Annotated in this window: 27 protein-coding genes; 14 read left to right on the forward strand and 13 right to left on the reverse strand. The window is 71.8% G+C overall.

Features of this window, described 5'->3' with window-relative positions; genetic code table 11:
- The coding region (locus AB1578_10565) for a hypothetical protein (GenBank protein ID MEW6488336.1) at window positions 1–1,035 on the forward strand (1,035 nt) is incomplete at its 5' end.
- Window positions 1,036–1,157: 122 nt separating this feature from the next.
- On the opposite strand, the gene AB1578_10570 is transcribed toward AB1578_10565, so the two are convergent.
- From AB1578_10570 to AB1578_10580, 3 genes are all read right to left on the reverse strand, one after another.
- The gene (locus AB1578_10570; protein MEW6488337.1) at window positions 1,158–1,499 is read right to left on the reverse strand and encodes a P-II family nitrogen regulator; all 342 of its coding nucleotides are present in this window, start codon (window positions 1,497–1,499) and stop codon (window positions 1,158–1,160) included.
- Window positions 1,500–1,759: 260 nt separating this feature from the next.
- On the reverse strand, window positions 1,760–4,060 hold the full coding sequence (ptsP, locus tag AB1578_10575) for a phosphoenolpyruvate--protein phosphotransferase (protein ID MEW6488338.1): 2,301 nt from the start codon (window positions 4,058–4,060) through the stop codon (window positions 1,760–1,762).
- 14 nt (window positions 4,061–4,074) lie between these two features.
- Complete coding sequence (locus AB1578_10580; GenBank protein ID MEW6488339.1) at window positions 4,075–5,547, reverse strand: TIGR04282 family arsenosugar biosynthesis glycosyltransferase; 1,473 nt, start codon at window positions 5,545–5,547, stop codon at window positions 4,075–4,077.
- Between the two features lie 436 nt (window positions 5,548–5,983).
- Here AB1578_10580 and murJ point away from each other — a divergent pair, with 436 nt between their 5' ends.
- Window positions 5,984–7,591, forward strand: a complete 1,608-nt coding sequence (gene murJ / locus AB1578_10585; protein ID MEW6488340.1) for a murein biosynthesis integral membrane protein MurJ — start codon at window positions 5,984–5,986, stop codon at window positions 7,589–7,591.
- A gap of 108 nt (window positions 7,592–7,699) precedes the next feature.
- Here murJ and mazG read toward each other — a convergent pair whose 3' ends face one another.
- Entirely contained in the window at window positions 7,700–8,515 is an 816-nt protein-coding gene (gene mazG / locus AB1578_10590; protein MEW6488341.1) for a nucleoside triphosphate pyrophosphohydrolase, read from the reverse strand.
- A 146-nt stretch (window positions 8,516–8,661) separates the two neighbouring features.
- On the opposite strand from mazG, the gene AB1578_10595 reads away from it, so the two are divergent.
- Window positions 8,662–8,961: a nucleotidyltransferase domain-containing protein gene (locus AB1578_10595; protein MEW6488342.1), complete on the forward strand. Its 300-nt coding sequence runs from the start codon at window positions 8,662–8,664 to the stop codon at window positions 8,959–8,961.
- Window positions 8,948–9,349, forward strand: a complete 402-nt coding sequence (locus AB1578_10600; GenBank protein ID MEW6488343.1) for an HI0074 family nucleotidyltransferase substrate-binding subunit — start codon at window positions 8,948–8,950, stop codon at window positions 9,347–9,349. Before AB1578_10595 ends, AB1578_10600 begins: the two co-directional genes overlap by 14 nt.
- Before the next feature lie 111 nt (window positions 9,350–9,460).
- Here the strand turns inward: AB1578_10600 and AB1578_10605 are convergent, their stop codons facing one another.
- The 3 genes from AB1578_10605 to AB1578_10615 form a co-directional block, all read right to left on the reverse strand.
- Window positions 9,461–11,095: an ammonia-forming cytochrome c nitrite reductase subunit c552 gene (locus AB1578_10605; GenBank protein ID MEW6488344.1), complete on the reverse strand. Its 1,635-nt coding sequence runs from the start codon at window positions 11,093–11,095 to the stop codon at window positions 9,461–9,463.
- Between the two features lie 161 nt (window positions 11,096–11,256).
- A complete protein-coding gene (locus AB1578_10610) occupies window positions 11,257–11,772 on the reverse strand; it encodes a hypothetical protein (GenBank protein ID MEW6488345.1) in 516 nt (171 codons plus the stop codon).
- Entirely contained in the window at window positions 11,762–12,817 is a 1,056-nt protein-coding gene (locus tag AB1578_10615; GenBank protein ID MEW6488346.1) for a hypothetical protein, read from the reverse strand. The genes AB1578_10610 and AB1578_10615 overlap by 11 nt, the downstream gene beginning before the upstream one ends.
- Before the next feature lie 139 nt (window positions 12,818–12,956).
- Here AB1578_10615 and AB1578_10620 point away from each other — a divergent pair, with 139 nt between their 5' ends.
- Complete coding sequence (locus tag AB1578_10620) at window positions 12,957–13,589, forward strand: hypothetical protein (protein MEW6488347.1); 633 nt, start codon at window positions 12,957–12,959, stop codon at window positions 13,587–13,589.
- A gap of 125 nt (window positions 13,590–13,714) precedes the next feature.
- Here the strand turns inward: AB1578_10620 and AB1578_10625 are convergent, their stop codons facing one another.
- On the reverse strand, window positions 13,715–13,948 hold the full coding sequence (locus AB1578_10625; protein ID MEW6488348.1) for a hypothetical protein: 234 nt from the start codon (window positions 13,946–13,948) through the stop codon (window positions 13,715–13,717).
- A gap of 219 nt (window positions 13,949–14,167) precedes the next feature.
- Window positions 14,168–15,547 carry a Do family serine endopeptidase gene (locus AB1578_10630; GenBank protein ID MEW6488349.1) on the reverse strand — a complete coding sequence of 460 codons (1,380 nt, stop codon included), beginning with the start codon at window positions 15,545–15,547 and terminating at the stop codon, window positions 14,168–14,170.
- A gap of 216 nt (window positions 15,548–15,763) precedes the next feature.
- Here AB1578_10630 and AB1578_10635 point away from each other — a divergent pair, with 216 nt between their 5' ends.
- The 4 genes from AB1578_10635 to nth all read left to right on the forward strand — a co-directional run bounded on the left by AB1578_10635 (window position 15,764) and on the right by nth (window position 19,341).
- Window positions 15,764–17,503, forward strand: a complete 1,740-nt coding sequence (locus AB1578_10635; protein MEW6488350.1) for an NAD+ synthase — start codon at window positions 15,764–15,766, stop codon at window positions 17,501–17,503.
- A gap of 113 nt (window positions 17,504–17,616) precedes the next feature.
- Window positions 17,617–18,087, forward strand: a complete 471-nt coding sequence (locus AB1578_10640; GenBank protein ID MEW6488351.1) for an Hsp20/alpha crystallin family protein — start codon at window positions 17,617–17,619, stop codon at window positions 18,085–18,087.
- A gap of 89 nt (window positions 18,088–18,176) precedes the next feature.
- Window positions 18,177–18,737, forward strand: coding sequence for a DUF2062 domain-containing protein (locus AB1578_10645; protein ID MEW6488352.1), 561 nt, complete (start codon window positions 18,177–18,179; stop codon window positions 18,735–18,737).
- A complete protein-coding gene (gene nth, locus AB1578_10650; protein MEW6488353.1) occupies window positions 18,712–19,341 on the forward strand; it encodes an endonuclease III in 630 nt (209 codons plus the stop codon). Before AB1578_10645 ends, nth begins: the two co-directional genes overlap by 26 nt.
- 3 nt (window positions 19,342–19,344) lie before the next feature.
- On the opposite strand, the gene AB1578_10655 is transcribed toward nth, so the two are convergent.
- A complete protein-coding gene (locus AB1578_10655; GenBank protein MEW6488354.1) occupies window positions 19,345–19,509 on the reverse strand; it encodes a zinc ribbon domain-containing protein in 165 nt (54 codons plus the stop codon).
- 168 nt (window positions 19,510–19,677) lie between these two features.
- On the opposite strand from AB1578_10655, the gene AB1578_10660 reads away from it, so the two are divergent.
- The 5 genes from AB1578_10660 (at window position 19,678) to AB1578_10680 (ending at window position 21,635) form a co-directional block, all read left to right on the forward strand.
- The gene (locus AB1578_10660; GenBank protein MEW6488355.1) at window positions 19,678–20,154 is read left to right on the forward strand and encodes a ferritin family protein; all 477 of its coding nucleotides are present in this window, start codon (window positions 19,678–19,680) and stop codon (window positions 20,152–20,154) included.
- 194 nt (window positions 20,155–20,348) lie between these two features.
- Window positions 20,349–20,579 carry a DUF1640 domain-containing protein gene (locus AB1578_10665; GenBank protein ID MEW6488356.1) on the forward strand — a complete coding sequence of 77 codons (231 nt, stop codon included), beginning with the start codon at window positions 20,349–20,351 and terminating at the stop codon, window positions 20,577–20,579.
- Window positions 20,580–20,591: 12 nt separating this feature from the next.
- Window positions 20,592–20,900 carry a nucleotidyltransferase domain-containing protein gene (locus AB1578_10670; protein ID MEW6488357.1) on the forward strand — a complete coding sequence of 103 codons (309 nt, stop codon included), beginning with the start codon at window positions 20,592–20,594 and terminating at the stop codon, window positions 20,898–20,900.
- A 248-nt stretch (window positions 20,901–21,148) separates the two neighbouring features.
- Window positions 21,149–21,385: a CopG family transcriptional regulator gene (locus AB1578_10675; protein MEW6488358.1), complete on the forward strand. Its 237-nt coding sequence runs from the start codon at window positions 21,149–21,151 to the stop codon at window positions 21,383–21,385.
- On the forward strand, window positions 21,369–21,635 hold the full coding sequence (locus AB1578_10680; GenBank protein ID MEW6488359.1) for a type II toxin-antitoxin system RelE/ParE family toxin: 267 nt from the start codon (window positions 21,369–21,371) through the stop codon (window positions 21,633–21,635). Before AB1578_10675 ends, AB1578_10680 begins: the two co-directional genes overlap by 17 nt.
- Before the next feature lie 68 nt (window positions 21,636–21,703).
- Here AB1578_10680 and thiC read toward each other — a convergent pair whose 3' ends face one another.
- The 3 genes from thiC to AB1578_10695 all read right to left on the reverse strand — a co-directional run.
- Window positions 21,704–22,993, reverse strand: coding sequence for a phosphomethylpyrimidine synthase ThiC (gene thiC / locus AB1578_10685; protein ID MEW6488360.1), 1,290 nt, complete (start codon window positions 22,991–22,993; stop codon window positions 21,704–21,706).
- A complete protein-coding gene (gene thiD, locus AB1578_10690) occupies window positions 22,990–23,817 on the reverse strand; it encodes a bifunctional hydroxymethylpyrimidine kinase/phosphomethylpyrimidine kinase (protein ID MEW6488361.1) in 828 nt (275 codons plus the stop codon). The genes thiC and thiD overlap by 4 nt, the downstream gene beginning before the upstream one ends.
- Window positions 23,814–24,047, reverse strand: a 234-nt coding sequence (locus AB1578_10695; GenBank protein MEW6488362.1) for a hypothetical protein, incomplete at its 5' end; no start/stop codon positions are given. The genes thiD and AB1578_10695, both read right to left, overlap by 4 nt.

Below are 24,047 nucleotides of genomic sequence, written 5' to 3' on the forward strand. Positions count from 1 at the left end.
ACGGCGGGGCTCTGGTGGGGGTTGGCGGCGGGCACGGGAGGGGCGGCCGTCTCGGCGGCGGGTGGCTGGGTGTTGCCGCTCCTGGGTGCCACTGCGGCGCTCCACCTGGGGGCGGCCTACCGGCGCGCCCGGAGGGCCGCCGAGCCCGGAGGGGGGCTCCTGAACGGGGTTCTCCCCGTCCTCACCGTAGCCTGGGCGTTTCCGGCGGCAGCGGCGTACGCCCCGGGCGATCCGTGGCTGGGAATCGGTGGGACGGCGGCGAGCGGGCTCCTGCTCTTCCTGGCCCACCGCCTGGCGGCCCAGGGGCTGGCGGCGGCGGGCACGGGGGCCTTTTCCCTGGCCTCGGCCTGCCTCCTGGCGGCGTCTCTCACGGTGGGATGGGGACTCGTCGCGGGGGCTCTTCCCCTGCTGGCGGCGTTCGCCTGGGGCCTGGCGGTGCTCGCCGGGCGCTGGGACAGCGCAGGGGCCCGAGCCGCTTCCTACGCCTTCCAGGCGGGCGTAGCCCTGGGGGCCGCGGCCGCGGTCCTGCTGGCGGGGGCAGCGCCGGCTTCCCTGCCCGAGGCCGGAGCGGCGGCAGGAGCGGCGCTCCTGGCCGGCGCCCACTACCGCTGGTGCCGCAAGCGGCCCCCGCCCCTGGGCTCCGGGTTCTTCGCGCGGTTCGACCGAACCGACGACACCGCGGTGATTCTCCTCCTCTCGGGGCTGCTCCTCGCCTTTCTGGCCCTGCGCGGCGCGGTCTACCCCGGGATCGCCGCCTGGGTGCGGGACGTGCCCGGCACCTTCCAGGCGGCCCAGTCCGCCATCCTCCACGTCTCGGCTGCGGCCCTGGCGCTGGCGGCGGTGCGCCGAGGCGACCGGGAGCTTCGCGCCGTGGCGCTCCTGGTGATCGGCACGGCGGCCCTCAAGACCCTCGCCCACGACCTCCTCACCCTCGCCGGGCTCCCGCTGCTGGCGAGCGTTTCGCTCTTGGGCGCGTCGGCCGGGGCCATTGCCGTGATGCTCCGTCGCTGGCCCGAAGGAGAGGAAGCTTCGTAGCGCCCCCCCTCCGGCGGGAGGGGGGGTTGCGGTGGCCCATCTCTCGGTATCGGTATCGGGATCGGGATCGGGGGTCGATAGCGATACCGATACCGATCCCGATGGGGAGGCCCGGGGAGGGCTCAGTACAGGGCGTTCTTGCCCGTCTCGCCGGTGCGGATGCGGTGGACCTCGTCTACCGGGAGGACGAAGATCTTCCCGTCCCCGATCTGCCCGGTGCGGCACACCGCCTCGATGGCCGCCACCACCTCGGCCACGCGCTCGTTTTCCAGCACGATCTCCACCCGGCTCTTGGCGAAGAACTTGGGGATGAAGCCCCGGGTCTCGGAGTAGCGCATCTGGCCCAGGGGCTTGCCGATTCCCATCACGCTGTCCACCGTCAGCCCCGGGGCGCCGAGCTCGAAGAGGCGATCCCGCAGGGCGTCGAGCCGGTCGGTGTTCACGATGGCCTTGATGAGCTTCACGGGGCACCTCCTGGCCTCGGGCCCGGTCTCGGCCCTGGTCTCGATGGGGACGCCGCGTCCGCGCGACGCGGGTGTTCCCAGTCAAACACCGGGGACGGGGGGCGTCAAGGAGCGGCATGTCAGCCCCTGTCCCCTTACCCAATCGAAATCGAAATCGGTATCGGTATCGGGGTAGCGATTTCGATTTCGATACCGATAGCGATACCGATAGCGATGTGAAGGGGGGGGCTTTGGGGGGGCGGGCCGCAGCGGAGGCGCCCTCACTCCCCGGCGAAGAGGAGCTCGGGCACGCGCTGCTCCGCCAGTTCTTCGCGCAGCAGCGCCCGCGCGTCTCCCGCGTCCGGGGCTGCGGTGAGGCGCGGCGCGAGCCGGCGCAGCCGCCCGGCATCGGCGGTCTGGAGGAAGCGGCGCACCCGCGGCAGGCTCCCGGGGCTCACCGAGAGCTCGTCCACGCCCAGGGCGAGGAGCGCCGCCGCCCCCAGGACCCGGCTCGCCATCTCGCCGCACACTCCCACCGGCCGGGCCCACCGGCGGGCGCCCTCCACCACCCGGGCGATCACCCCCAGCACCGTCGGGTGGAGCGGCTCGTAGAGATGGGCCACCCGGCGGTTGGCCCGGTCCACTGCCAGCAGGTACTGGGCCAGGTCGTTGGTGCCCAGGGAGAAGAAGTCGGCCAGGGGCGCCAGGTGCTCCACCGCCAGGGCCGCCGAAGGCACCTCGATCATGGCCCCCACGGGCACCGGGGGTACCCGGATCCCCCGCTCGGCCAGGACGTCGCGCTCCTCGTCCACGATCCCCCGGGCGCGCCGCAGCTCGCCCACCGTGGAGATCATGGGGAAGACCACCCGCAAGGGCCCCAGCAGGCTCGCCCGCAGGAGCGCCCGCACCTGGATGCGGAAGGGCTCCTCCATCTCCAGGCTCACCCGGATGGACCGCCACCCCAGGTGGGGGTTGTCCTCCCGGGGCAGGGGAAGGTAGGGCAGGGTCTTGTCGCCCCCCACGTCCAGGGTGCGCAGGGTGGCCGGCCGGCCCCCCAGGGCCGCCAGGATCTTCCCGTAGATCTCCACCTGCTCGTCTTCGTCGGGGAAGCTCGCGCGGATGAGGAAGGGAAACTCGGTGCGGTAGAGCCCCACCCCTTCTCCCCCCGCCTCCAGGATCCGCGGGACGTCCGAGAGAAGGGCGGCGTTGCCGAGGAGCCGCACGGGCATCCCGTCCCGGGTCACTGCCGGCTCCCCCGCGTGGGAGCGCAGCTCCTCGTCGGCCCGGGCCGAGTCCTCCGCGAGCCGGGCGTACTCCCGCGCCACCGCTTCCGGAGGGGAGAGGTAGACCATGCCCGCGGTGCCGTCGAGGATCACGGGCTGGCCGGGGTCGACCCGGGGAAGGTCCGGCGGCAGGGCCACCACGGCCGGGATACCGGCAGAGCGGCACAGGATGACGGTGTGGGAGTTGCGTCCCCCCGCCACCACCGCCACCCCCGCCAGGTTGGGCTGGATCAGGCGCACGAACTCCGAGGGCGTGAGGTCCCGGGCGATGACCACCGTGGGCTCGCGCAGCTCCAGGCGCCCGGGCTCCCCTTCCCCTCCCCGCAGGCGCCGGAGCAGGCGCTGGGCCACGTCGCGCACGTCCGCGGCCCGCTCCCGCAGGTAGGGGTCCTCGAGCTTGCGGAAGGTCTCGATGTAGTCCCGGCCCACCGCGGTGACCGCCTGGGCGGCGCTCTCGCCCGCCTCGATCCGGTGCCGTACCCGGTCCCCGAGCCCCCGGTCCTCCAGCATCAGGAGGTGGGCGTGGAAGATCGCCCCGTCCTCGAGGGACAGGGCGCTGCTCACGTCGCGGCGCAGCGCCTCCACCTCCTCGATGCTCCGGGCCACCGCCTCCTCGAAGCGCTCCCGCTCGTCCTGCACGCTTCCCCGGGGGGGCTCGTGGGCGTACTCCAGCCCCATCTCCTCGGTCAAGGGGAGCGCCGCCCCCCGGGCGACCCCCGGGGCGACCCCGATCCCCCGGAGAACGGACCCGGGCGAGGCAGCCGGCCCTCGTGACTCCGGCGGCTCCGGTACACGGGCCTGGGCGTGGAGGAGACGCGCGTGGGCGACCACGGTGGAGATCTGGCTCGCCGCCGTCACCAGCAGGCGCACCTCGTCGGGGGTAAAGGCCCGGGGCGCCACCGTCTGCACGGTGAGCACGCCCATGGGGCGCCTGCGGTGGATCAGGGGAACCCCGAGATAGGCGTGGAAGACCTCTTCCCCGATGCCGGGGAAGAACTTGTAGCGGGGGTGGCGGTCGGCGTGCTCCACGTTGACCGGCCCGCCGGTCTGGAAGGCCAGCCCCGTGAGCCCCTCGTCGGGCGCCATCCGCACCCGCCCCACGGCGGAGGCGTCCAGCCCCCGGGTGGAGCGCAGCACCAGCTCGTCCGCCTCCTCCAGGTAGAGGGAGCACACCTCCACCCCCATCCGCTCGGCCAGGAGCGCGGTGATGTGGTCCAGGGTCTCCCGCAGGTCGTGGGAAGCGGCGACGATGCGGGAGACGTCTTCCAGGACAATGAGCTTGTGGCTCTCCGTGGGCACGGGGGCCTCCTCTCTCACGGCGCCTCTCGATAGGGGTCCAGGAGCCGGCGCAGATCCCGCACCGCCTCCGCGACCCGGCACCCGTACCACGTGACCCACTCCCCCGGGCACAGCAGCGCCGCGGCCCCCGGCACGGCGGCTTCGACTTCCCGAACGTCACGGGCGCCGAAGTCGTAGGGCTCGGAGGGCAGGAGGACCACCCGGGGCCGGGCGGCGGCCAGCTCCGCCAGGGTCACGGCGGGGTAGCGCCCCTCGCGGTCGCCGAAGACGTTTGCCCCGCCGGCGGCCGCGAGAACGGCCGAGGTGAAGGTGGCGTCCGACGCGGTCAGGTAGGGACCCTTCCAGATCAGGCAGGCTACCGGAACGGGCGCAACGGCAGCTCTCGCGGCCTCGGCCCGGAGCCGGCGCGCGCAGGCCCCGGCGGCCTCCCGCGCCCCCAGCAGCAGCCCCAGGTCTTCCAGGAACCGGGCCGCCTCCCCCAGGGTGCGGGGAAAGGCCACGTGGACCCGCACGCCCCGGGCGGCCAGGGCCTCCACCTGTGCCCGGTCGTTCTCCTCGGCGTTGGCCAGCACCAGGTCGGGTGCCAGGGCCGCGGCCGCCGCCACGTCCACGGTCTTGGGGCCGCCCACCGAGGGCAGGGACTCCACCCGGCCCGCCGGCGCGATGCAGTAATCGGTGCGTCCCACCACCCGCTCGCCGGCCCCCAGGTCGAAGAGGCACTCGGTAACGCTTGGCACGAGCGACAGGATGCGCCGAGGCAGCGGGGCCAGGGGCACCTCCCGCCCCAGGGCGTCCACCGCCGCGGCGGGCCGGGGGCCGCCCTGCCCCGGGGGCCCGAGCACGCCCCGCACGGCCGCGGCCGAGGCCGGCGCAGCTTCGGGCCGCCCCGCCAACTGCTCCGCGAGCCGCTCCAGATCCCCCAGGTCGTCCGCGTCCCGAAGGGGGGCGAGGAGCTCCACCCGCTTTCCGGCGCCCCGCAGGCGGCGCAGCGTGACCTCGAGGACCCCGTCCGTGGACCAGGGGATGCCCTCGAAGGCCTCGGGGCTGGGGGCGGCCAGGGCCAGGGCGGCGTAGCCCCCGTCCTCCGCCGGGACGAGCGCAGCGTCGGCCCCCCGCCCCAGGGCCTCCCACAGGGCTGCCACGTGCTCCGGCCCCAGGAGGGGGCAGTCGGTGCCCACGGCGGCCGCCGGGCCCCTCCCCGCGCCCAGCGCCGAGGCAAACGCGGCCTGGAGCCGGTCCCCCAGGTCTCCCGCCGGCTGAACCCGCAGGGCCGCCCGCGGGCCCGCCAGCGCCGCCAGGACCTCCGGGTCCCCGTCCACCCACCACTCCACGTCTACCGCCTCGGGCAGCCGGGCCAGGGCCCGGGCGAGGTCCGCGAGAAACGCCTCGTACAGGGCACAGGCGGCCGCCGCCCCCAGGCTCGCGGCGAGCCGGGTCTTGACCCTGCCCAGGCGGGGCTCCTTGGCGAAGACCAGGACGACGGGCATGGGCTCTGCGCTCTCCGATGGGGTTCATCCAACGCAAAATCGGGATCGGGATCGGGATCGGGGTCGATTTCGATAGCGATACCGATACCGATAGCGAAAGAGAGCCCCTGTGTCTCGTGCCTTTGTGGCTCTGTTCCGATCCGTGTTGGTTCGCGTAGCGGCTGAGAGATCGAGAATACGGCCGTTTCACCCGTAGGGGCGCACAGCGTGCGCCCGCCCTCGGGCCCACCCCGAACCCTCCGGGCGCACGCTGTGCGCCCCTACGCGCCCAGACGACGGGGTTCGCTCCCCAGCGGGTCCACCCACACGGTCCGGAAGAGAACCGCTTTTGCGGGGCGGCCGCGGCGGTTCGGGTTCCCCTCCAATCCCTCGTGGAGGCTCCCGCCGGGGTGGTATGCTACGCGGCCAGTGCGCCCCGCGACAAGGACCCCTGCCCATGGCCCCAGGCGATCCCGCCGCCGAAACCAGCGCCCGCACCGAGACCGGACGCATCGCCCGCGCCGTGGGGATTCTCTCGGGCGCCACCATGCTCTCCCGGGTGCTGGGGTTCGTGCGCGACGTGGTCACCGCCTCGTACTTCGGGGCGGGGGGCGCCATGGACGCCTTCCTGGTGGCTTTCCGGCTCCCCAACATGCTTCGCAGCCTCTTTGCGGAAGGCAGCCTCACGGTGGCCTTCGTCCCGGTCTTCGTGGAGACCCTCGAGACCCGGGGCCGCGCCCGGGCCGACGAGCTCGGGCGCCTGTGCTTCACCCTGTTGGGCGCGGTGCTGCTGGCCGTCTCGGCGGCGGGGGTGCTGGGGGCGCCGCTCCTGGTCAAGGCGCTGGCCTGGGGCTTCACCCAGGAGCCCGAGAAGTTCGACCTCACGGTGCAGCTCACCCGGGTGGTCTTCCCCTACATCGGGCTCATCGGCCTCACCGCGCTCGCGGGCGGGATGCTCAACTCCCTCGGGGACTTCGCCTCCCCGGCCCTGGCCCCGGTGGTCCTCAACGTGGCCATGATCGCCGCGGTGGTGGGGCTGAGCCCCTTTACCGACCCTCCCGTGCGCAGCGCCGCCTACGGGGTGGTGGCCGGGGGGGTGCTCCAGCTCTGGGTGCAGTGGCGGTCGCTCCGGGTGCGGGGCTTTGCGTTCCGGCTCGCCTGGGACTGGCGCGACGCGGCGGTGCGCCGCATCCTGCGACTCCTGGGCCCCCGGGTGTTCGGCGTCGGGGTGTACCAGGTGAACATCTTCGTCTCCACCCTGCTCGCCACCTGGCTCCCGGACGGGAGCGTCTCCTACCTCTACTACGCCGAACGCCTCTTCCAGCTCCCCCTGGGGGTGTTCGCCGTGGCGGCGGGCACCGCGGCCCTGCCGAGCCTGAGCCGGCTCGCGGCCCGAAACGACCTGCCCGGCCTGCGGGAGACCCTGGGGGAGACCCTGCGGATGACCGGGTTCATCGTGGTGCCGGCGGCGGCGGGCCTGCTGGTGCTCTCCCAGCCCATCCTCACCGTGCTCCTGGAGCGGGGCTCGTTTACCCCCGAGATGACCCGCGCCACGGCCCAGGCCCTGGCCTTCTACGCCCTGGCGCTCATTCCCGTGGCGGGGGTCAAGGTGGTGGTGCCGGCCTACTACGCCCTCCACGACATGCGCACACCCGTGTGGGCCGCCTTCTGGGCGCTCGCCCTCAACGTGGTGGCGAGCCTCCTTCTCATGGGCCCCCTGCGGCACGCGGGACTGGCCCTGGCGAGCGCCCTCTCCAACGGGCTCAACCTCGCCTACCTCCTGTGGCACCTGCGCGGCCGCGCGGGCCCCCTGCCCTATCGGAGGCTCGCGGGCTCCTTCCTGCGCATGGGGGGGGCGGCCCTGGCCATGACCGCGCTGGTGGGGGCGGGCTCCCTGTGGGTCGACTGGGGGGGAAACCGCGCGGCCGCCGCGGGAGCCCTGGCGGCCCTTATCGGTCTCGGGGCCGGTGCCTACCTGGGGACGGCCCACCTGCTGGGCCTGCACGACGCCGCCCGGCTCTCGGGGGCGCTGGCCCGGCGGCTGGGCCGCCGGAGGGTTGCCTAGCCACCCTCCCCAGATCGGTATCGGTATCGGTATCGGGATCGGTATCGGGTTCGAAAACGGGGGTCGATACCGATAGCGATACCGACGGGGGGCACTTCCCCCCTCGCCTCAGCCCTTCCCGCCCGGCTCCGACTCCCGCAGGGCAGCCTTGGCCTCGCACCAGAGCCGCTCCAGCTCCTCCACGGACGCATCGCCGGGGCGAAGGCCCCGAACCGCCAGCACCTCCTCCATCCGGGCGAAGCGGGCAAGAAACTTCTCGGTGGTGCCGTGGAGCGCTCCTTCCGGGTCGAGGTCCAGGTGGCGGCCCAGGTTCACCAGGGCAAAGAGAAGGTCGCCCAGCTCCTCGGCCGCCGCCGAGCGGTCGTCCGCGGCGATGGCGCGGCGCAGCTCCCCGAGCTCCTCCTCCACCTTCTCCAGCACCCCGGCGGGGTCCGCCCAGTCGAAGCCGACTCCGGCCGCCTTCTCCGAGACCCGCCGCGCCCGGTGGAGCGCCGGGAGGCGCCGGGGAACCCCCTCCAGCGCGCCGCGGCCGGGCTTTTCCCCGGCCTTGATCTTGGCCCAGCTCTCCCGCACCGCCTCCGCGTCCTGGGCCCGGGCGTCTCCGAAGACGTGGGGGTGGCGGCGGACCAGCTTTTCGCAGATCGCGCGCAGACTGTCGGCCACGGTGAACGTGCCGGCTTCCCGGCCCATCTGGGTCAGGAGGGCCACCTCCAGGAGCACGTCCCCCAGCTCATCCCGCAACTCCTCCGGGTCGCCCCGCTCCACCGCCTCTGCCACCTCGTGGGCTTCCTCCACCAGGTAGGGCGCGATGGTCCGGGGGGTCTGCTCCCGGTCCCAGGGGCAGCCTCCGGGGGAGCGCAGCGTCTCCACGATCTCCAGGAGGCGCAGGAAGAGGGCAGGGGTCTCGGGGTCCTGAAGGCGCACGGCATTCTCCGTCGGGGGGTTCGGGCAGACGCGCATCTTATGCCCGCGGGGGACACCCTTTGCAAGACCGGCGCCGCGCCTTGACCCCTTGAGCGGCCCACCGTACAGTGCACGGCACGGCAGCCCGAAACCCCGGGGAGGAACCCATGAAGGGAGCACCGGAAGGCGTCGAGCGCGAGGTGGTGCGCCTGGCTGCTGCCCAGCCCCAGGTGCGGCGGGTGCTGCTCTTCGGCTCCAGGGCCCGGGGGGACGCGGACCCTCGCGCCGACGTGGATCTGGCCGTGGTGGCGCCCGGCGCCGAACCGCGGGTCTGGCTGGATTTTGCCTTCCGGCTCGAAGAGATCGACTCTCCGGTGCCGGTACAGGTGGTGCGGCTCGAGGAGGCGCCGGCGGCCCTCCGGGAACGCGTGCTGGAAGAGGGAGTGGTGTGGTATGCCAGGAACTAGGGCCGAGCAAAGCCTTCGAAGCCTCGGTTCCGCGCTGGAGCGCCTGCGGGAGGCGCTGGCGGAACCGGAGACCTCGAGCCTCGCGGTCGACGGCACCATCCAGCGCTTCGAGTTCGTCATCGAGCTGTTCTGGAAGTCGCTGAAACGCGCGCTGGAGGAAGAGGGCATCGAGACCCGCACGCCGCGGGAGGCGCTACAGCGCGCGTATCAGGCGGGTTGGCTGGGCGACGAGACCGCGTGGCTCCAGATGCTGCGCGACCGAAACGAGACCTCCCACATCTACGACGAGGGAGCAGCCCGCAGGATCTACGGCCACATCCGACAGTACTTCCCCGAGATGGCGCGCACCTTCGCCTTCCTCCGGCAACGCTTCCCCTCCGATCGCTGAAGCCGGGGGAAATCCCGCGCACGACTCCGTCCCGATTCCGAGCACCGACACAGGCCGGGGCGTGTGCAGCCCCGGCCTTTCGCGTTTCGGGTGCTTCGGAAAACGGCCGGCCTACTTCTTCGCCATCCCCGCCAGCGCCTCGTCGAGGATCTTGAGGCCCTTCTGGCTCTCGTCCACCGAGCGGGTGAGGGATTCCCGGGCAAGCTCCGGGTTGTGGAAGCCGTCGGAGTTCTCGGCAGTCCAGTACTCCCACAGAATGTGGGCCTTGAGGTGCTGGTCCTGGGCCTGCTTGACCGCGCCCTCGGGCACGCCGGCCTTCTTGGCCTCCACGATCTTGTCGATGAGCTGGTCGAGCCAGAACTCGGCCTTGCGCATCCTGCCCTTGAAGTAGGCCTTGACCGAGTCGATGGTGTAGCGGGCCCGCTCCTCGTCCCAGTCGGCGTGGCACCTGAGGCACGTCTCCTGGAGCATCACCTTGGGCGTGGTGGCGAAGTGGGAGGTGTACTCCTTCCCCGTCTTCGCGCTCTTCACCTTGGGCGCGTGGCAGTGGTCGCACTGGACCCCGGCCTTGGCGTGCTTCGAGTTGTAGTAGGTCTCGGACTCGGGGTGCTGCCCCTTCCACAGGAACCCGCCGGTGAAGCTGTTCTTGAAGTCGAGGAAGGCGATCTGGCCCACGTAGTGGTCGTAGAGGCCGAGCACGTCCTTGTAGGGGAAGTGGTTGGTGCGCCGGTCGGCCATCGTGACCCGCTCGCCGGTCTTGGCGTCGGTGCCGGGGTTGCAGTTGTACTCCACGTGGCACTGGCCGCACTGGAGGCGGGAGTCGTACTTCTCCAGCAGGGCGATCTTCCGGGTGAAGCCGCGCACCCCCATGTCGATCACCTGGATCTTGGTGCGCTCCGGATCCCTGTGCCACAGGGTGTCGGCCTCGGGCCGGGTCAGGGCGTCGATGAAGCCGTCGCGCACCACCCGGGGCTTGGCGGCGTGGGGATCGTGGCACGTGAAGCAGTTGAGCCCGTGCTGGATGGTGCGGGCCACCTCCACGGGGTTCGAGGCCCGGGACCACTTGGCCCCCACGTCCGGGTCGCCCATGTAGGCCCAGTCGAGGATCTGGTCCTGGCTCTTGCACTGGAAGCACACGGGGTTGGCCGCCGCCGCCGTCTGGGGCAGGAAGGCCTTGTGCTCGTTCGAGTCGGGGTAGCGGTCCTCCAGGTAGTCCCAGGTCTTCTTGCCCGCGGGTTGGGCCACGTAACGCCAGCCTTCCTTGGGCTGGAACCGCCCGCCGAAGGCCCGGTCGACCACGAACTGGTCCACCACCATCCAGGGGTGGCTGCGGGTGAGGGCGTGCTCCTTGGTGAACCCGTGGCCCGCCATGAGCTTGTCCCAGAAGGGGTTGGGAGACCGGTTGGTGAGCTGGCTCTTCTCGTCCCGGGCCGGCCGGTGGTAGGAGGTCGTGAGGAAGCTCTCGAGCTGCTCCGTGTGGCACGCCCCGCAGGCGTACCAGGAGAGGTCGGTGACCGGGCGGGTCGCGGCGCCCGGGTCCTTCAGGTGGGCCTGTAGCCCGGAGTGGCAGGCCGTGCAGTTGACGCCGTCGTGCTTGGCCCCCTTGTGCAGGGACTCGATGACGTCATGGCACTCGTAGCACGAGGCCACCGCCACGTCGGGCTCGGCGGCCGCGGCGGGCCCCGCCGCCCAGACCAGCAGCCCGAGAGCCGCCACGAAACACCTCCCCTTCCTCTGTGCCGCCATGGCCATCCTCCCTCTGCGCCTCGCGCGAGTATGGGTGTATCCCCCCAAGTCATGGACGTCTGTGCGGAGGGCCGCCCCCGGCATCATCGGTATCGGTATCGCTATCGGTATCGACCCTGACGCCGATCCCGATACCGATCCCGATTTCGAGAGTCGGCACCTCACCGCCCCGCCCCTCGGTTGTTGCCCTCCAGTTGGGGCAGCACCTCCCGGCGGGAGACCGGAACCCACCGGGGCGGCTCCCCCGCGTCCCGGGGCTCGGCCTCGAACCGCACCTCCAGGGCTCCGGGGGTGCCCTCCTCCCACCCGGCGCGGAAGAGCTCGTCCAGGGTCAGGGCCTTGCGGTAGAAGACCCGAAAGGGGTACCGCACCGCCGCCGCCTCTCCGGCGTCCCCCTGCCGCACCGCGGGCTCTTCGTACTCCCGGTACGCCTGGCCGGGCCCCCGGTGGCAGGCGTGGGACGCCAGATCGAACTGCACCACCTCCTCCACGCCCCGGGGGGACGCGAGCCCCGACCCCCGCACCTCGTCCTGTTCGGCCTGGAGCACCTCGCGGTACGCCCGGGCAGCCTCCGCCAGCCCCGCCCGCCCCTCGAACCCGTCCGCAGCGGGGGCCTCCGGCCCGGCTGCGCCCAGCAGGAGGAGCGCCGCCAGCGCCCCGAGCGCCCTACCCGGCACCCGCACCGCTCCCGCCCTCCTTCAGCCCATACCGCTCGCGCACCCGGCGGGAGAGCTCCCGCAAGAGCTCGTAGCACGCCTCCACGGTGGTCCCCTGGTCGGGGTTCACGAGGGCGCAGGTGGCGGGCAGGAGCAGGCTCCTGGGCAGGAGCTCCTCCCGGGTGAGGCCCCCCTTCTCCAGGGTGTCCCACAGGCCCTCCAGGTGGTCCAGCAGGCCCTGGAGGTCCGAGGCCCGAAACTCGTCGTAGTTGGCCGGCACGATGCCCCACCCCACCACCCCCCCCCGCTCGAGGAAGCGCTTGAGGCTCGGGATGTAATTCACGAACCGGTCTCCCCGCCCGAAGGCGTTGAAGGAGAGCACGTCCATGGGGGTGCGCAAGAGGAAGTCCCAGTCGGGGTTTCCGCACAGGTGCACGCCGCGCTTGCCCTCCACCAGGGAGAAGAAGTGGTCCAGGTCCTCCCGGGCCTTCTGGTCGCTGTAGCCCGAGAGGGAAGAGAAGATGAACTCCAGCCCCGGCTCGTCCACGAACATGAAGGCGTTGGGGTTCTTGGCGGCGAGCTCCCGGCCCATCACCGACACCTTGCGCGCCATGAAGTCCAGCAGCAGCGGGCGCACCTCGTCGCTGTAGATGAGCGGGCGGTCGTTCTCGTCCTTCACGCTGAACCCGAAGGAGACCGGCCCCTCCACCTGCCCCCGGATGGCCGCGTACCCCGACAGGTCGAGCTCGAGGAACCGGTGGTACACCACCGAGTAGCGCTCCGAGAGCCGGTAGAGCTCCGGGTCTTCCATCCGGGCCAGAAAATCCTCCAGCTCTGCGTAGAAGCGCTCGGTGGAGAAGTCGATCCGCTGGCGCTCCTCGTCGATCCGCACCCCGGGAAAGTTCTCCGAGACCTGTACGTACATGTCTTCGTAGTAGGAGAGGCGGGGGAGCTGGGGCCAGAAGGGGATGTCGAGGGAGAGGGCGAGCTCCAGGGCCCGGTCCACGTCGGTGTGGGGCAGGATTCCCATGGCCGTGGTGCGGCAGTTTCCCGGGATGGGCGACATGGGGCCTCTCGCAGCGGTGGTTTGCCGGGGACGGTCGGCTCGGAAGTATACCCGGCCGTGAAGACTCCGCTATTGATCCAGGTCAAGGCTTGGTGGGGCAGTCAGGTGGGGCTAGGATGGACCCGCAGGAGGGTTGAGGATGTCTCAGCTCGTGGCGTGCTGTTTCGAGGGGGGGGTGCTTCTGGCGGCGGACCGCAGGGTGGCCGTGGAGCGGCGCGGGCGAGACGAAATCCACGCCCTGCGAAAGCTCTTCCCCCTGGGCGCCTCCGCGGCGGTCGCCACCAGCGGGGCCGCGGTGGGGATCGCCGTGAGCCGCAGCCTGCACCGGTTCCTCCAGGGCCGGGCGTCGCCGCACCTGGAGGACCTGGAGGCCTACGCCGTCTCGGTCTTCCAGAAGGAGTACGCCGAGTTCATCCGCCAGGGGGAGCGGTGGTTCCGCATCCACCCCCACGCCCACCGCCTCTCCTACGTGCTCCTGGCCGGGCAGGAAGGCGCGGGAACCCACGCCTTCCGCTTCTACGCCTCCGAGGCCCACCACGAGCCCTACCGGCTGCTGCCCACCGGCGCGGTCCTCACCGCCCCCCGCCGGCTGGGCCTGGAGGCCCGCCTCGGCCGGGCCCTGGCCGCGGGGGCGTCGGGAGATACCCTGGTCCAGGTGGTCCTGGAGGGCCTGCGGGTGATCGGCAAGAAGGAGCCCGCCGCGGGCCCCCCCTTCGACTGGGTGGTGATCCGGGGGGCAGGGACGACGGAGGGAACCGACGAGGGGGGCTAGGCGGAGTCAGGAACTGGCCTCCAGCACGGGCACGAAGCCGGCTCCCCGGAAGTGGCGGTCGAAGCCGGCATAGTGCCGGAGCCCTTCCCGTTGCATGAGCACGAAGCTCGTGCAGTCGGTAAAGCTCAGGGGGGTGTCGGCGTAGGTACGCGGGCCAGGTAGCGGTCATGCTCTCGAGCGCCGTCCTCTCGCACCTCGACCACTCCCACGAGGTCATCGAACACCCCGAGATTTGCCGGCTTTTCGCCCTCACGTGGCTCATCCAGCACCGTCACGATGACCCTCGCGCTCTTGACCGCTGGAATGGGCTCCAGCAGCTCCACCCTCCCATCTCGGTACACTCCCCTCACCGACAACATGGCATCCTCCTGGGACCATCGATGCAGCCCTGCCCGCTGTTGGCCAAGGTAGCCCTGCCCACGCGCCGGCACAAGACCACAGGGCGCCCGGGGTCCCCCCTTCGAACGAGCCCGCCGTGCTCAGGCTCTCATCGAAATTGGGGTCGGGATCGGGGGTCGATTTCGATTTCGATACCGATACCGATAGCGATGTAAAGGGTTGGCCCCCCGATCCTCCACTCAGGGGGTCAGGCTCACGTAGTACCCCGCCCGGCCCCGCTGCACCAGGAGCACCACGGTCTCCCGCTGGCTCGCGGCGAGGAGCGCCTCGCGGTACTGGTCGGCGGTGTCCACGGGGGCGCTGTTCACCTGGCGCAGCACGTCGCCGGGCTCGATGCCGGCGGCGGCCGCGGCGCTCCCCCGGAGGACCTGCGTGACCACCAGGCCCCGGTTGGTGGCCAGGCCGTGGCGCCGGGCCAGGGCGGCGGAGTTCTCCTCCACCGTGAGGCCGAGCCAGGTCTCGCTCAGAGCCTGGGCGTACCCGGGGGGAATCTCCCGGGCCTCCACCTCCACCGTGCGCTCCCCGCCCTCCCGGGCCACCCGGAAGCGCAGGCGGCTCCCCACGGTGTAGCCCGCCAGGCGCTCGAAGAAGCCGTCCCGATCCGCGAGCGCGGTGCCGTCGAGCTCCAGGAGCACGTCGCCCCGCCGCAGCCCCGCCCGCTGGGCGGGGCTTTCCTCGAACACCCGGGTCACGAGCACGCCGCTGCGGCCTGCCACCCCGAAGTGGCGCGCCAGCTCGGGGGAGAGGTCCTGCACGTGGAGGCCGAGCCACGCCCGGTACACCCTGCCGTAGGCCAGCAGGCTCTCCACGATGCGCCGCGCCTTGTCGATGGGGATGGCGAATCCGATCCCCTCGGCGCGCTGATAGATCGCCGAGTTGATGCCCACCAGCTCCCCCAGGAGGTTCAGGAGGGGCCCTCCCGAGTTGCCGGGGTTGATGGAGGCGTCGGTCTGGATGAAGTCGGCGTAGACCCGGTCGTTGGCCCCCCGGATGGTGCGGTCCAGCGCGCTCACCACCCCGGTCGTCACCGTGTGGGAGAGGCCAAACGGGTTGCCGATGGCGATCACGGTCTCGCCGATCATGAGATCCGCGGAGGTCCCCATGGGCAGGTGGGGCAGGGGGGCCTGGGCCTCCACCCGGAGCACCGCGAGATCCGTGCGGCTGTCGGCCCCCACCAGGCTGGCCTCGAACTCCTCCCCCGAGGCGAGCGTCACCAGGATGCGCGACGCGCTCTGGATCACGTGCTCGTTGGTCAGCACGATCCCCTCGGGGCGGATGAGCACCCCCGACCCCAGGCCCTGCTGCCGGCGCTCCTGCCCGGGCAGCTCGCCGAAGAAGTCGCGAAAGAAGTCGTCGAAGAACGGGCTGAACCCCCGAAAGGGGCTCTGGGTGCGCACCACCGTCTCGGTGGAGATGTTGACCACCGCCGGCGAGGCCTTCCGCACCGCGAGCACCACCGGGGTCTCCCGGGGGCTCTGGGGCAGGGCGGCGCGGGCAGCGGGGGCCACGGATGCAACCAAGAGCGCGGCCCCCCGGGCCGCAACGACAAACCGGTTCATGCGGGCGATCCTCATTCCTGGCGTCCACGTCGTCCACTGCGTCCACGTGGTCCACTGGGTCCGGGGTCCGGCAGCACCCCGCGAAACGGTAACACCCGCCGTCCCCGCCCATCAACGCCGTTGCGCCGGCGCCGCCCTTCCACTAGGCTCAGCCGGCGGCACCCGGCCCCTCACCCCGGGCCACTGACTCCCGGCCCCTCACTCCCGGAGTTCCCCATGGTCCGACTCTTCCTGAGCCAGATGAACGCCACGGTGGGCGACGTGGCCGGCAACGCGGCCAAGGTCCGCGACGGCCTGGACCGGGCGCGCCGCTGGGGCGCCGACATCGCCGTCTTCCCCGAGTGCGCCCTGGTGGGCTACCCCCCCGAGGATCTCCTCTTCAAGTCCCGGTTCGTCGCAGACAACCTCAAGGCCCTCGACGACCTGCGGGAGCACACCCGGGGGCTCACCGCGGTGGTGGGCTTCGTGGAGCGCGACGACGACCTCTACAACGCCGCCGCCGTGCTCCACAACGGCGAACTGCGGGCCGTGGTGCGAAAGAACATCCTGCCCAACTACGGGGTCTTCGACGAGGACCGCTACTTCCAGACCGGCCACGAGACCCGGGTGTTTCGCCTGGGAGCCTGCACCTTCGGGGTCACCATCTGCGAAGACCTCTGGTACCCGTCGGGGCCCGGGCGCACCCAGGCGCTGCTGGGAGGGGCCGAGCTCCTCATCAACATCTCGGCGTCCCCGTACCACGCGGGCAAGGTGGCCTTCCGCGAGACCATGCTCGGCACCCGGGCCTCCGACAACGCGGCGATCCTGGCCTTCTGCAACCTGGTGGGGGGCCAGGACGAGCTGGTGTTCGACGGCAACTCGCTCGTCTTTTCCCCCCGGGGGCAGGTGCTGGCCCGGGGCCTGGCCTTCGAGGAAGACCACGTGGTGGCCGACGTGGACCCCCGGGAGGTGTTCGCCCAGCGCCTGCGCGACCCCCGCCGCCGGGTGGCCCTGCGCCGGGAGGCCCTGGCCACGCCCCTGGGGGAGCCCGTGGTCCTGCCCGAGCTCCCCGCCGGCCCCCGCCCCCCCCTGCCCCGCCGGGAGCTCGGCCCCATGGGGGAAGAAGAGGAGATCTACCGGGCGCTGGTCCTGGGCTGCCGGGACTACGCCCGCAAGAACGGCTTCGGCAAGGTGCTCCTGGGCCTGAGCGGGGGCATCGACTCGGCGCTCACCGCCGCCGTGGCGGCCGACGCCCTGGGGGCCGGGCAGGTGGTGGGGGTGACCATGCCGTCGCCCTACTCCAGCCCGGGCAGCGTGAGCGACAGCCTCGAGCTCGCCGGCAACCTGGGCATCGCGTGCCGCGAGATCCCCATCTCCGGGGTCTTCCAGGCCTTTCTCGACACCCTGGCCCCCCAGTTCGCGGGAACCCCGCCCGGGGTGGCCGAGGAGAACGTGCAGGCCCGCATCCGGGGCACGCTCCTCATGGCGCTCTCCAACAAGTTCGGGTGGCTCCTTCTGAGCACCGGCAACAAGAGCGAGACCTCCGTGGGGTACTGCACCCTCTACGGCGACATGGCGGGGGGCCTCAACGTGCTCAAGGACGTGCCCAAGACCCTGGTGTACCGGCTCTCCCGGTGGCGCAACGCCCAGGCCCCGGGGCCCTGGATCCCCCAGGCCGTCCTCGACAAGGAGCCCAGCGCCGAGCTGCGGCCCAACCAGCGGGACTCCGACTCCCTGCCCCCCTACGAGGTGCTCGATCCCATCATCCAGGGCTACGTGGAGGAAGACCGGGCCCGCGAGACCCTCGAGGCCGAGTTCGGGGCCGAGACCGTGGCCCGGGTGATCGCCCTAGTCGACGCCAACGAGTACAAGCGGCGCCAGGCCGCCCCGGGCCTCAAGATCACCCCCCGCGCCTTCGGAAAGGACCGCCGGTTCCCCCTCACCAACGCTTACGGGAAGGTCCCACCGAAACCTTGACACCACCGTTGCGGGGATTAGTTTTTTCTCGCGATCCGCGGACCCTTCCCATGCAGAAGCGGGGGCGCCCGAGCCCGCCCCTGCGCCGAACCCGCGGAGAAAGGAGGATGGTCATGGCTCTCGTGAAGTGGGAACCCCGAAGCGAGCTCGAGCCCGTGCGCAGCCTGCGCCAGGAGGTCGACCGCCTCTTCGAGGACTTCTTCCGGGGCTGGCCCAAGCCCTGGTCCGGCGGCTGGCTCGCCCCGGCCGAGGGGGTGTTCGCCCCGAGCATCGATCTGCGCGAGACCGAGAAGGAGCTGATCCTCACGGCCGAGGTGCCCGGGCTCCAGAAGGAAGACGTGGACGTCAACATCATGGAGCAGAGCGTCACCATCCGGGGCGAGCGCAAGCAGGAGAAGGAGACCAAGGAGCAGAACTACCACTACCGGGAGACCTCGTTCGGCTCCTTCCAGCGCGTCGTCCCCCTGCCGGCCCCCATCGCGGCCGACAAGGCCAAGGCCAGGCTCAAGGACGGCGTCCTCACGCTGACCCTGCCCAAGGCCGAGCCCTCCAAGCCCCGGGGCGTGAAGGTGAAGGTGGAGTGACGGAGGCTCATATTTCTTTCTCCTGTGCCCCAGCACGGGAATGTTGGTAAGCTGCCGCCGCTTCCTGCCCGTTTGCGCGGCGGCTGTGCATGAACCTCCGCAAGACCTTTCGCTACGTCTACTACCGGTCGGTGCGCCTCCACGGAAAGCCCCACGAGGTGGCCATGGGCATGGCCATCGGGCTCGCCGTGGGCTTGACGCCGACCATCGGCATCCAGATGCCCATCGCCATCGCCATCGCCGCGGTCATGGGCCAGAGCAAGATCGCGGCGGCGGCGGGGGTGTGGATCACCAACCCGGTGACCGCGCCCCTGGTCTACTTGATCACCTACGCCCTGGGCGCGTTCTTCCTGGGCTACCCCCTGCGGCCCCCCGAGGGCTTCCGCCACGCCATCACCCACGTGGGCGACCTCACCGGGAACATCCTCCTGCCCCTCCTGGTGGGGGGATTCCTGGCGGCCATCCCCATGGCGGTCACCGGCTACTGGTTCACCTACCAGGCGGTGGTGGCCTACCGGCTCAAGGTAAAGCACCGCAGAGCCAGCCGGCGCCACCGCTGGAAGTGGAACCCCCACCAGGGCTGGCACCGGGTCGCCGTGCACGAGCCCGAGAAAGGAGTCGAGGGTGGAGGAACCCACGCGGATCCGTGAGATCGACGCCATCCTGCGGGCCCGGTACCCCGAGACCCCCGCCCTGCGGTTCACGAACGCCTTTACCCTGCTCGTGGCCGCCATCCTGGCGGCCCAGTGCACCGACGAGCGCGTCAACGGGGTGACGGCCACCCTGTTTGCCCGGTTTCCCGACCCCCGGGCCTTCGCCGAGGCCCCCCTGGAGGCCCTCGAGGAAGCCGTGCGCTCCACGGGCTTCTACCGCCAGAAGGCCCGGGCGCTCCAGGCCTGCTGCCGCGAGCTCGTGGCGCGGTTCGGGGCAGATGTGCCGGGCACGGTGGAGGAGATGGTCACCCTGCCGGGGGTGGGGCGAAAGACCGCCAACCTGGTCCTGGGCAACAGCCGGGGCGTGCCGGCGATCTTCGTGGACACCCACGTCAAGCGGGTCGCCTACCGCCTGGGCCTCACCCGCCACACCGACCCCGACCGGATCGAGGACGACCTCACCCCCCTGGTGGACGCCGACCGCCGGGTGGCCTTCTCGAACCTCCTCACCCACCTGGGCCGCGACGTCTGCACCGCCCGCAAGCCCCGCTGCCCCGCCTGCCCCCTGCGGGAGCTGTGCCCCCGGGTCGGCGTGGGGTAGGGATCAGGACTTGCGGCTGGTCTTGGCGAAGAAGGCGGCGTAGACGCGCTCCACCTTCTTCCCCTTGCAGTGGGGGCAGGCGACCTTCTTCTTCCCCACCTCGCTCAGGCGCATCTCCACCTCGAAGTCCACCTTGCACTTGGGGCAGCGGTACGGGTACAGGGGCATCGTGCCACCTCCTGGGTCTGGGCGCCCCGCGGGCGCCCATCGTCGGATGGCCCTCAGGAATACCGGCGCAACTGCTCCTGTCAAGCCCTCAAGCTCTCTCAAGCTCCCGGGCCCGCGGGCCGAAATGCTACCCGCGACCTGCCGTCGCCCACCCCGGGAGGAACCCCCTTGGCCGGACTCTCCGACTTCCTGCGCTCCTGCGCCGACACCGAGCGCCTGGTACGCGACTTCTACCGGGCCCTGGCCGGGGCCTTCCCCGAGCCCCCCCAGGTCCGGCGCCTCTTCCTCTCCCTGGCCGAGGAAGAAGAATCCCACGCCCGCACCTTCGACTTCCTGCGCAGCGTGGCCAAGGACCACGAGGGCCGCGTTCAGGTGAAGGAATCCTTCGCCGGCAACGTGGAGCGGCTCCGAAAGGGCATCGGGCGCATCCTTGCCGCCCTCGGCTCCGAGGGGGGCATCCCGCTGCACGAGGCGCTGGACTGGGCCATCCTGGCCGAGTCCACCACCCTGGAGCGCGACAAGGGCGCCTTCGTCGAGGTGGGCGGCGCCGAGTTCCGAAACCTCCTCAAAGGCCTCGTCACCAGCGACGAGGGCCACCGCCAACAGCTCGAAGCCCTGCGCGCCTCCCTCTCCGCCGCCGCCTGACCGCCGCCCCGCCGATCCTGCAACGGCCTCCCGGGGGGGCGAGAGGGCCGCCGGAGCGCCTTCCGCCAATTGCGCGTTTCTGCTATGGTGGTTCTCGCTCCACTGCGGGCCACTGCGGGCGCGCACACCTGTGCCGGACGGGGACCGGCGAGAAGGTGCCGTTTGTGTTGCCGTACCGAGGCGAGGAAGATCCCATGCCCCAGACTGCCGCCTTCGACACTCTCCAGTACGCGAAGAAATTGCGGGCCGTTGGGTTCACGGAGGAGCAGGCCGAAGTGCAGGCGGAAGCCCTGGCCGACATCATCGTGAGCGAGCTGGACACCAAGAGGGACCTTCGCGAGCTGGAGTACCGGCTCATCATTCGTCTCGGCGGCATGATCGTGGTCGCCATCGGCATCGTCGCCACGCTCGTGAAGCTTCTGTAGAGCACGCCGCCCATGTCCACCGTAACCGACCAGTGCAAGGAGACCCTGAAGGCCCACTACGGTCCGCGGCTGGCCGGCCTGTGGCTTTTCGGTTCCGCAGCCCGGGGAGAGGCCGGTTCGGAGAGCGACCTCGACCTGCTCGTCCTCCTGCGCCGGCCGCTCGACTACTTCGAGGAGCTGCGGACTCTCGCGGATATCCTCTACCCGGTGCAGCTCGGATCGGACCGGCTCATTTCCGCCAAGCCGGCCTCTGTCGACGCCTTCGAACGCGGAGAGACCCAGCTGTATCGAAACGCAAAGCGGCAAGGCAAGCCACTGTGAACGACCCGAGAGAGCGGGAAGTCGAGGCAAACCTGGCGCGCGCCCAATCTTCGCTGGCCGCCGCCCGGGTGCTCCTCGATGCGGGTCACCCGGATGAGGCCGCTTCTCGCGCGTACTATGCGGCGTTCCGTCCCCGATCCTGTTTCGTGTGTCCGAAGATGCAGCAGCGTACGGCACCCTTCTTGGGGTGTCCGTGGCGGTGGCTGTCGGTGCACTTTTCCGGGTGCTGTCCATTGAGAGGTAATCCCATGTCCGAAGCCGTCAAGATCGACTTCGAGCCCGACGTCCTGGCAGCGCTCAAGGCGCGCGCCGCCGAAATCCACCGCACCGTCTCCCAGGTCGTCAACGAGCTCTTGCGCCAGCGCCTCGAAGACCAGGCCGCCGAAGACCGGGCCGACTACGAAGCCGCCGCACAGGCCTACCGCACCATGCAGCGCACGTACTCCATGGAAGAAGTGGAGCGCGAGCTTGGCCTGGACGATTGAGTGGAGCGACAGCGCCCTCAAGAATCTGCGCGCCCTCGACCGGCAACAAGCCCGGAGACTTCGCGACTTCCTGCGTGACAGGATCGCCCCGGCCCAAGACCCCCGGCATCTGGGCGACCCACTCACCGGTCCCCTGTCGGGCTTTTGGCGCTACCGCGTGGGGTCCTATCGGCTCCTGTGCCGGATCGAGGACGATCGGCTCCTGGTTCTCGTCGTAGATATCGGCCACCGCCGGGAGGTGTATCGGTAAGGCCGGCGACCACCCCCGGCACGCGGTACCCGGCACCCGGTACCCGGCACGCGGCACTCCGCCCCCCCCTACCCCGCCGCCCCGCAGCTCTCCGCGTAGCCCCGGATCGCGCAGAACTCCCCGCACATGGTGCACACGTCCGCATCCGCCGGGAGGCTGCGGCTCCGGAGCTCCCGGGCGCGGGCCGGGTCCACGGCCAGGGCGTACTGCTTCTCCCAGTCCAGCGCCGCCCGGGCCCGGGCCATGGCGTCGTCCCACTCCCGCGCCCCGGGCACCCCCTTGGCCACGTCGGCCGCGTGCCCGGCGATGCGCGAGGCGATCACCCCTTCCCGCACGTCCTCCACCGTGGGCAGGCCCAGGTGCTCCGAGGGGGTCACGTAGCACAGGATGTCGGCCCCGGCCATGGCGGCGATGGCGCCCCCGATGGCCGAGGTGATGTGGTCGTAGCCGGGGGCCACGTCGGTCACGAGCGGCCCCAGCACGTAGAAGGGCGCCCCGTGGCACAGGCGCTTCTGGAGGAGCACGTTGGCCTGGATCTGGTCCAGGGGCACGTGGCCGGGCCCCTCGATCATCACCTGCACCCCCGCGTCCCAGGCCCGCAGGGTGAGCTCGCCGAGCACCAGGAGCTCGTGCACCTGGCCCCGGTCGGTGGCGTCGGCGAGCGCCCCGGGCCGGAAGCCGTCTCCCAGGCTCAGCACCACCTCGTGCTCCCGGCAGATCCCCAGCAGCCGGTCGAAGTGCTCGTGCAGGGGGTTCTCGGCCCCGTTGCGGCGCATCCACGCCACGGTGAAGGACCCGCCCCGGCTCACCACCCCCAGGAGGCGACGGTGCCCTTCCAGATGCCGCAGGCCCTGCCGGGTGATGCCGCAGTGGACCGTGACGAAGTCCACCCCCTCCCGGGCCTGCTCCTCGATGACCCGGAAGATCTCCTCCGGGTCCATCTCGGGCACGCTGCGCCCCGCCGCCGCGGTGCGGGCCCCGGCCTCATAGAGGGGAACGGTGCCCACGGGGACCGGGCACTGCTCCAGGATGCGGCGCCGGATCTCCCCCAGGGGGCCCCCCGTGGAGAGGTCCATCACCGTGTCGGCCCCGGCCTCCAGGGCGGCGGCAAGCTTCGCCATCTCCCGCTCCGGGTCCATCTGGTCCTTGGAGGTGCCGATGTTGGCGTTGACCTTGGTGCGCAGCCCCGCGCCGATGGCCAGGGGCCGGCACCCGGCCCGGTGGCGGTTCTTGCACACCAGGGCCTCGCCCCGGGCCACCGCGGCGGCCAGGACCTCCGGATCCACCTTCTCGGCGAGCGCCGCCGCCTCCACCTCGGCCGGGACCCTGCCCGCCCGCACTGCCTCCAGAATCGTCATCGCCGTTCGCCTTTCGCGGTGAGCATCGCCGCCGCATGGGGGTTGGTGGGGCCGTGGCCGGCCCCCAGAGCGTAGCCTTCGCGGATCGCCGCGAGCAGAAACTGCCGAGCCCGGGCCACGGCTTCGGGGAGCGGGTCGCCCCAGGCCAGGCGGGCCGCGATGGCGGCCGAGAGCGTGCACCCGGTGCCGTGGGTGTGGCGGGTGGGTACCCGGGGGGACCGGAAGGTCTCCCGCGCGCCCTCCCGGTCCAGGTACCGGTCCTCCACCCACTCCCCCTCCCCGTGCCCCCCCTTGAGGAGCACCGCCCCGGGGCCCAGATCCAGGATGCGGCCGCACGCCTCCCACGCCTCGTCCTCGGAGCGGATGCCCCGCCCGGAGAGCACCTCGGCCTCGGGCAGGTTGGGGGTCACCAGCAGGGCCCGGGGCAGGATCTCCCGCACCAGCGCCTCCCGGGCATCGTCGCGCAGGAGCGGCGCCCCCCCCTTGGCGACCATCACCGGGTCCACCACCAGCCGCGCCACCGGCCGCCGCCCCAGCACCCGGGCCACCGCGCCGATGAGCTCCGCCGAAAAGAGCATCCCGGTCTTGGCCGCGTCGGCCCCGATGTCGGAGAGCACGCTCTCCAACTGGGCCTCCACCGCCTCGGGCGGCAGGGGGTACACTCCCTGCACCCCCAGGCTGTTCTGGGCCGTCACCGCGGTTATGGCGCAGCACCCGTGGCACCCCAGCACCGCAAAGGTGCGCAGGTCCGCCTGGATGCCCGCCCCGCCCCCCGAGTCGGAGCCGGCGATGGTGAGGGCGCGGGGGGGAGTGGGAGTGGTCATGGGAAGCTCCTGGGGCTGGGGGTCAGGGGTTGGGGGTTGGGGCCCCACGCCCTCTGGGCCGCCTCCCGGTACTCCCGAGCCTGGGCCTCGAGGTCGGGGGCCTGGAAGAGGGAGCCCAGGACGGCGGCGCCGGCCGCCCCGGCGGCGGCGGCGGGGGCCAGGCGCTCCGGGGTCACGCCCCCGAGGGCGAGCACGGGCAGGGGGAGCCCCTGCACCGCCTCCCGGAAGGC

This window comes from Thermodesulfobacteriota bacterium (assembly GCA_040756475.1).
Taxonomy (GTDB): domain Bacteria; phylum Desulfobacterota; class Deferrisomatia; order Deferrisomatales; family JACRMM01; genus JBFLZB01.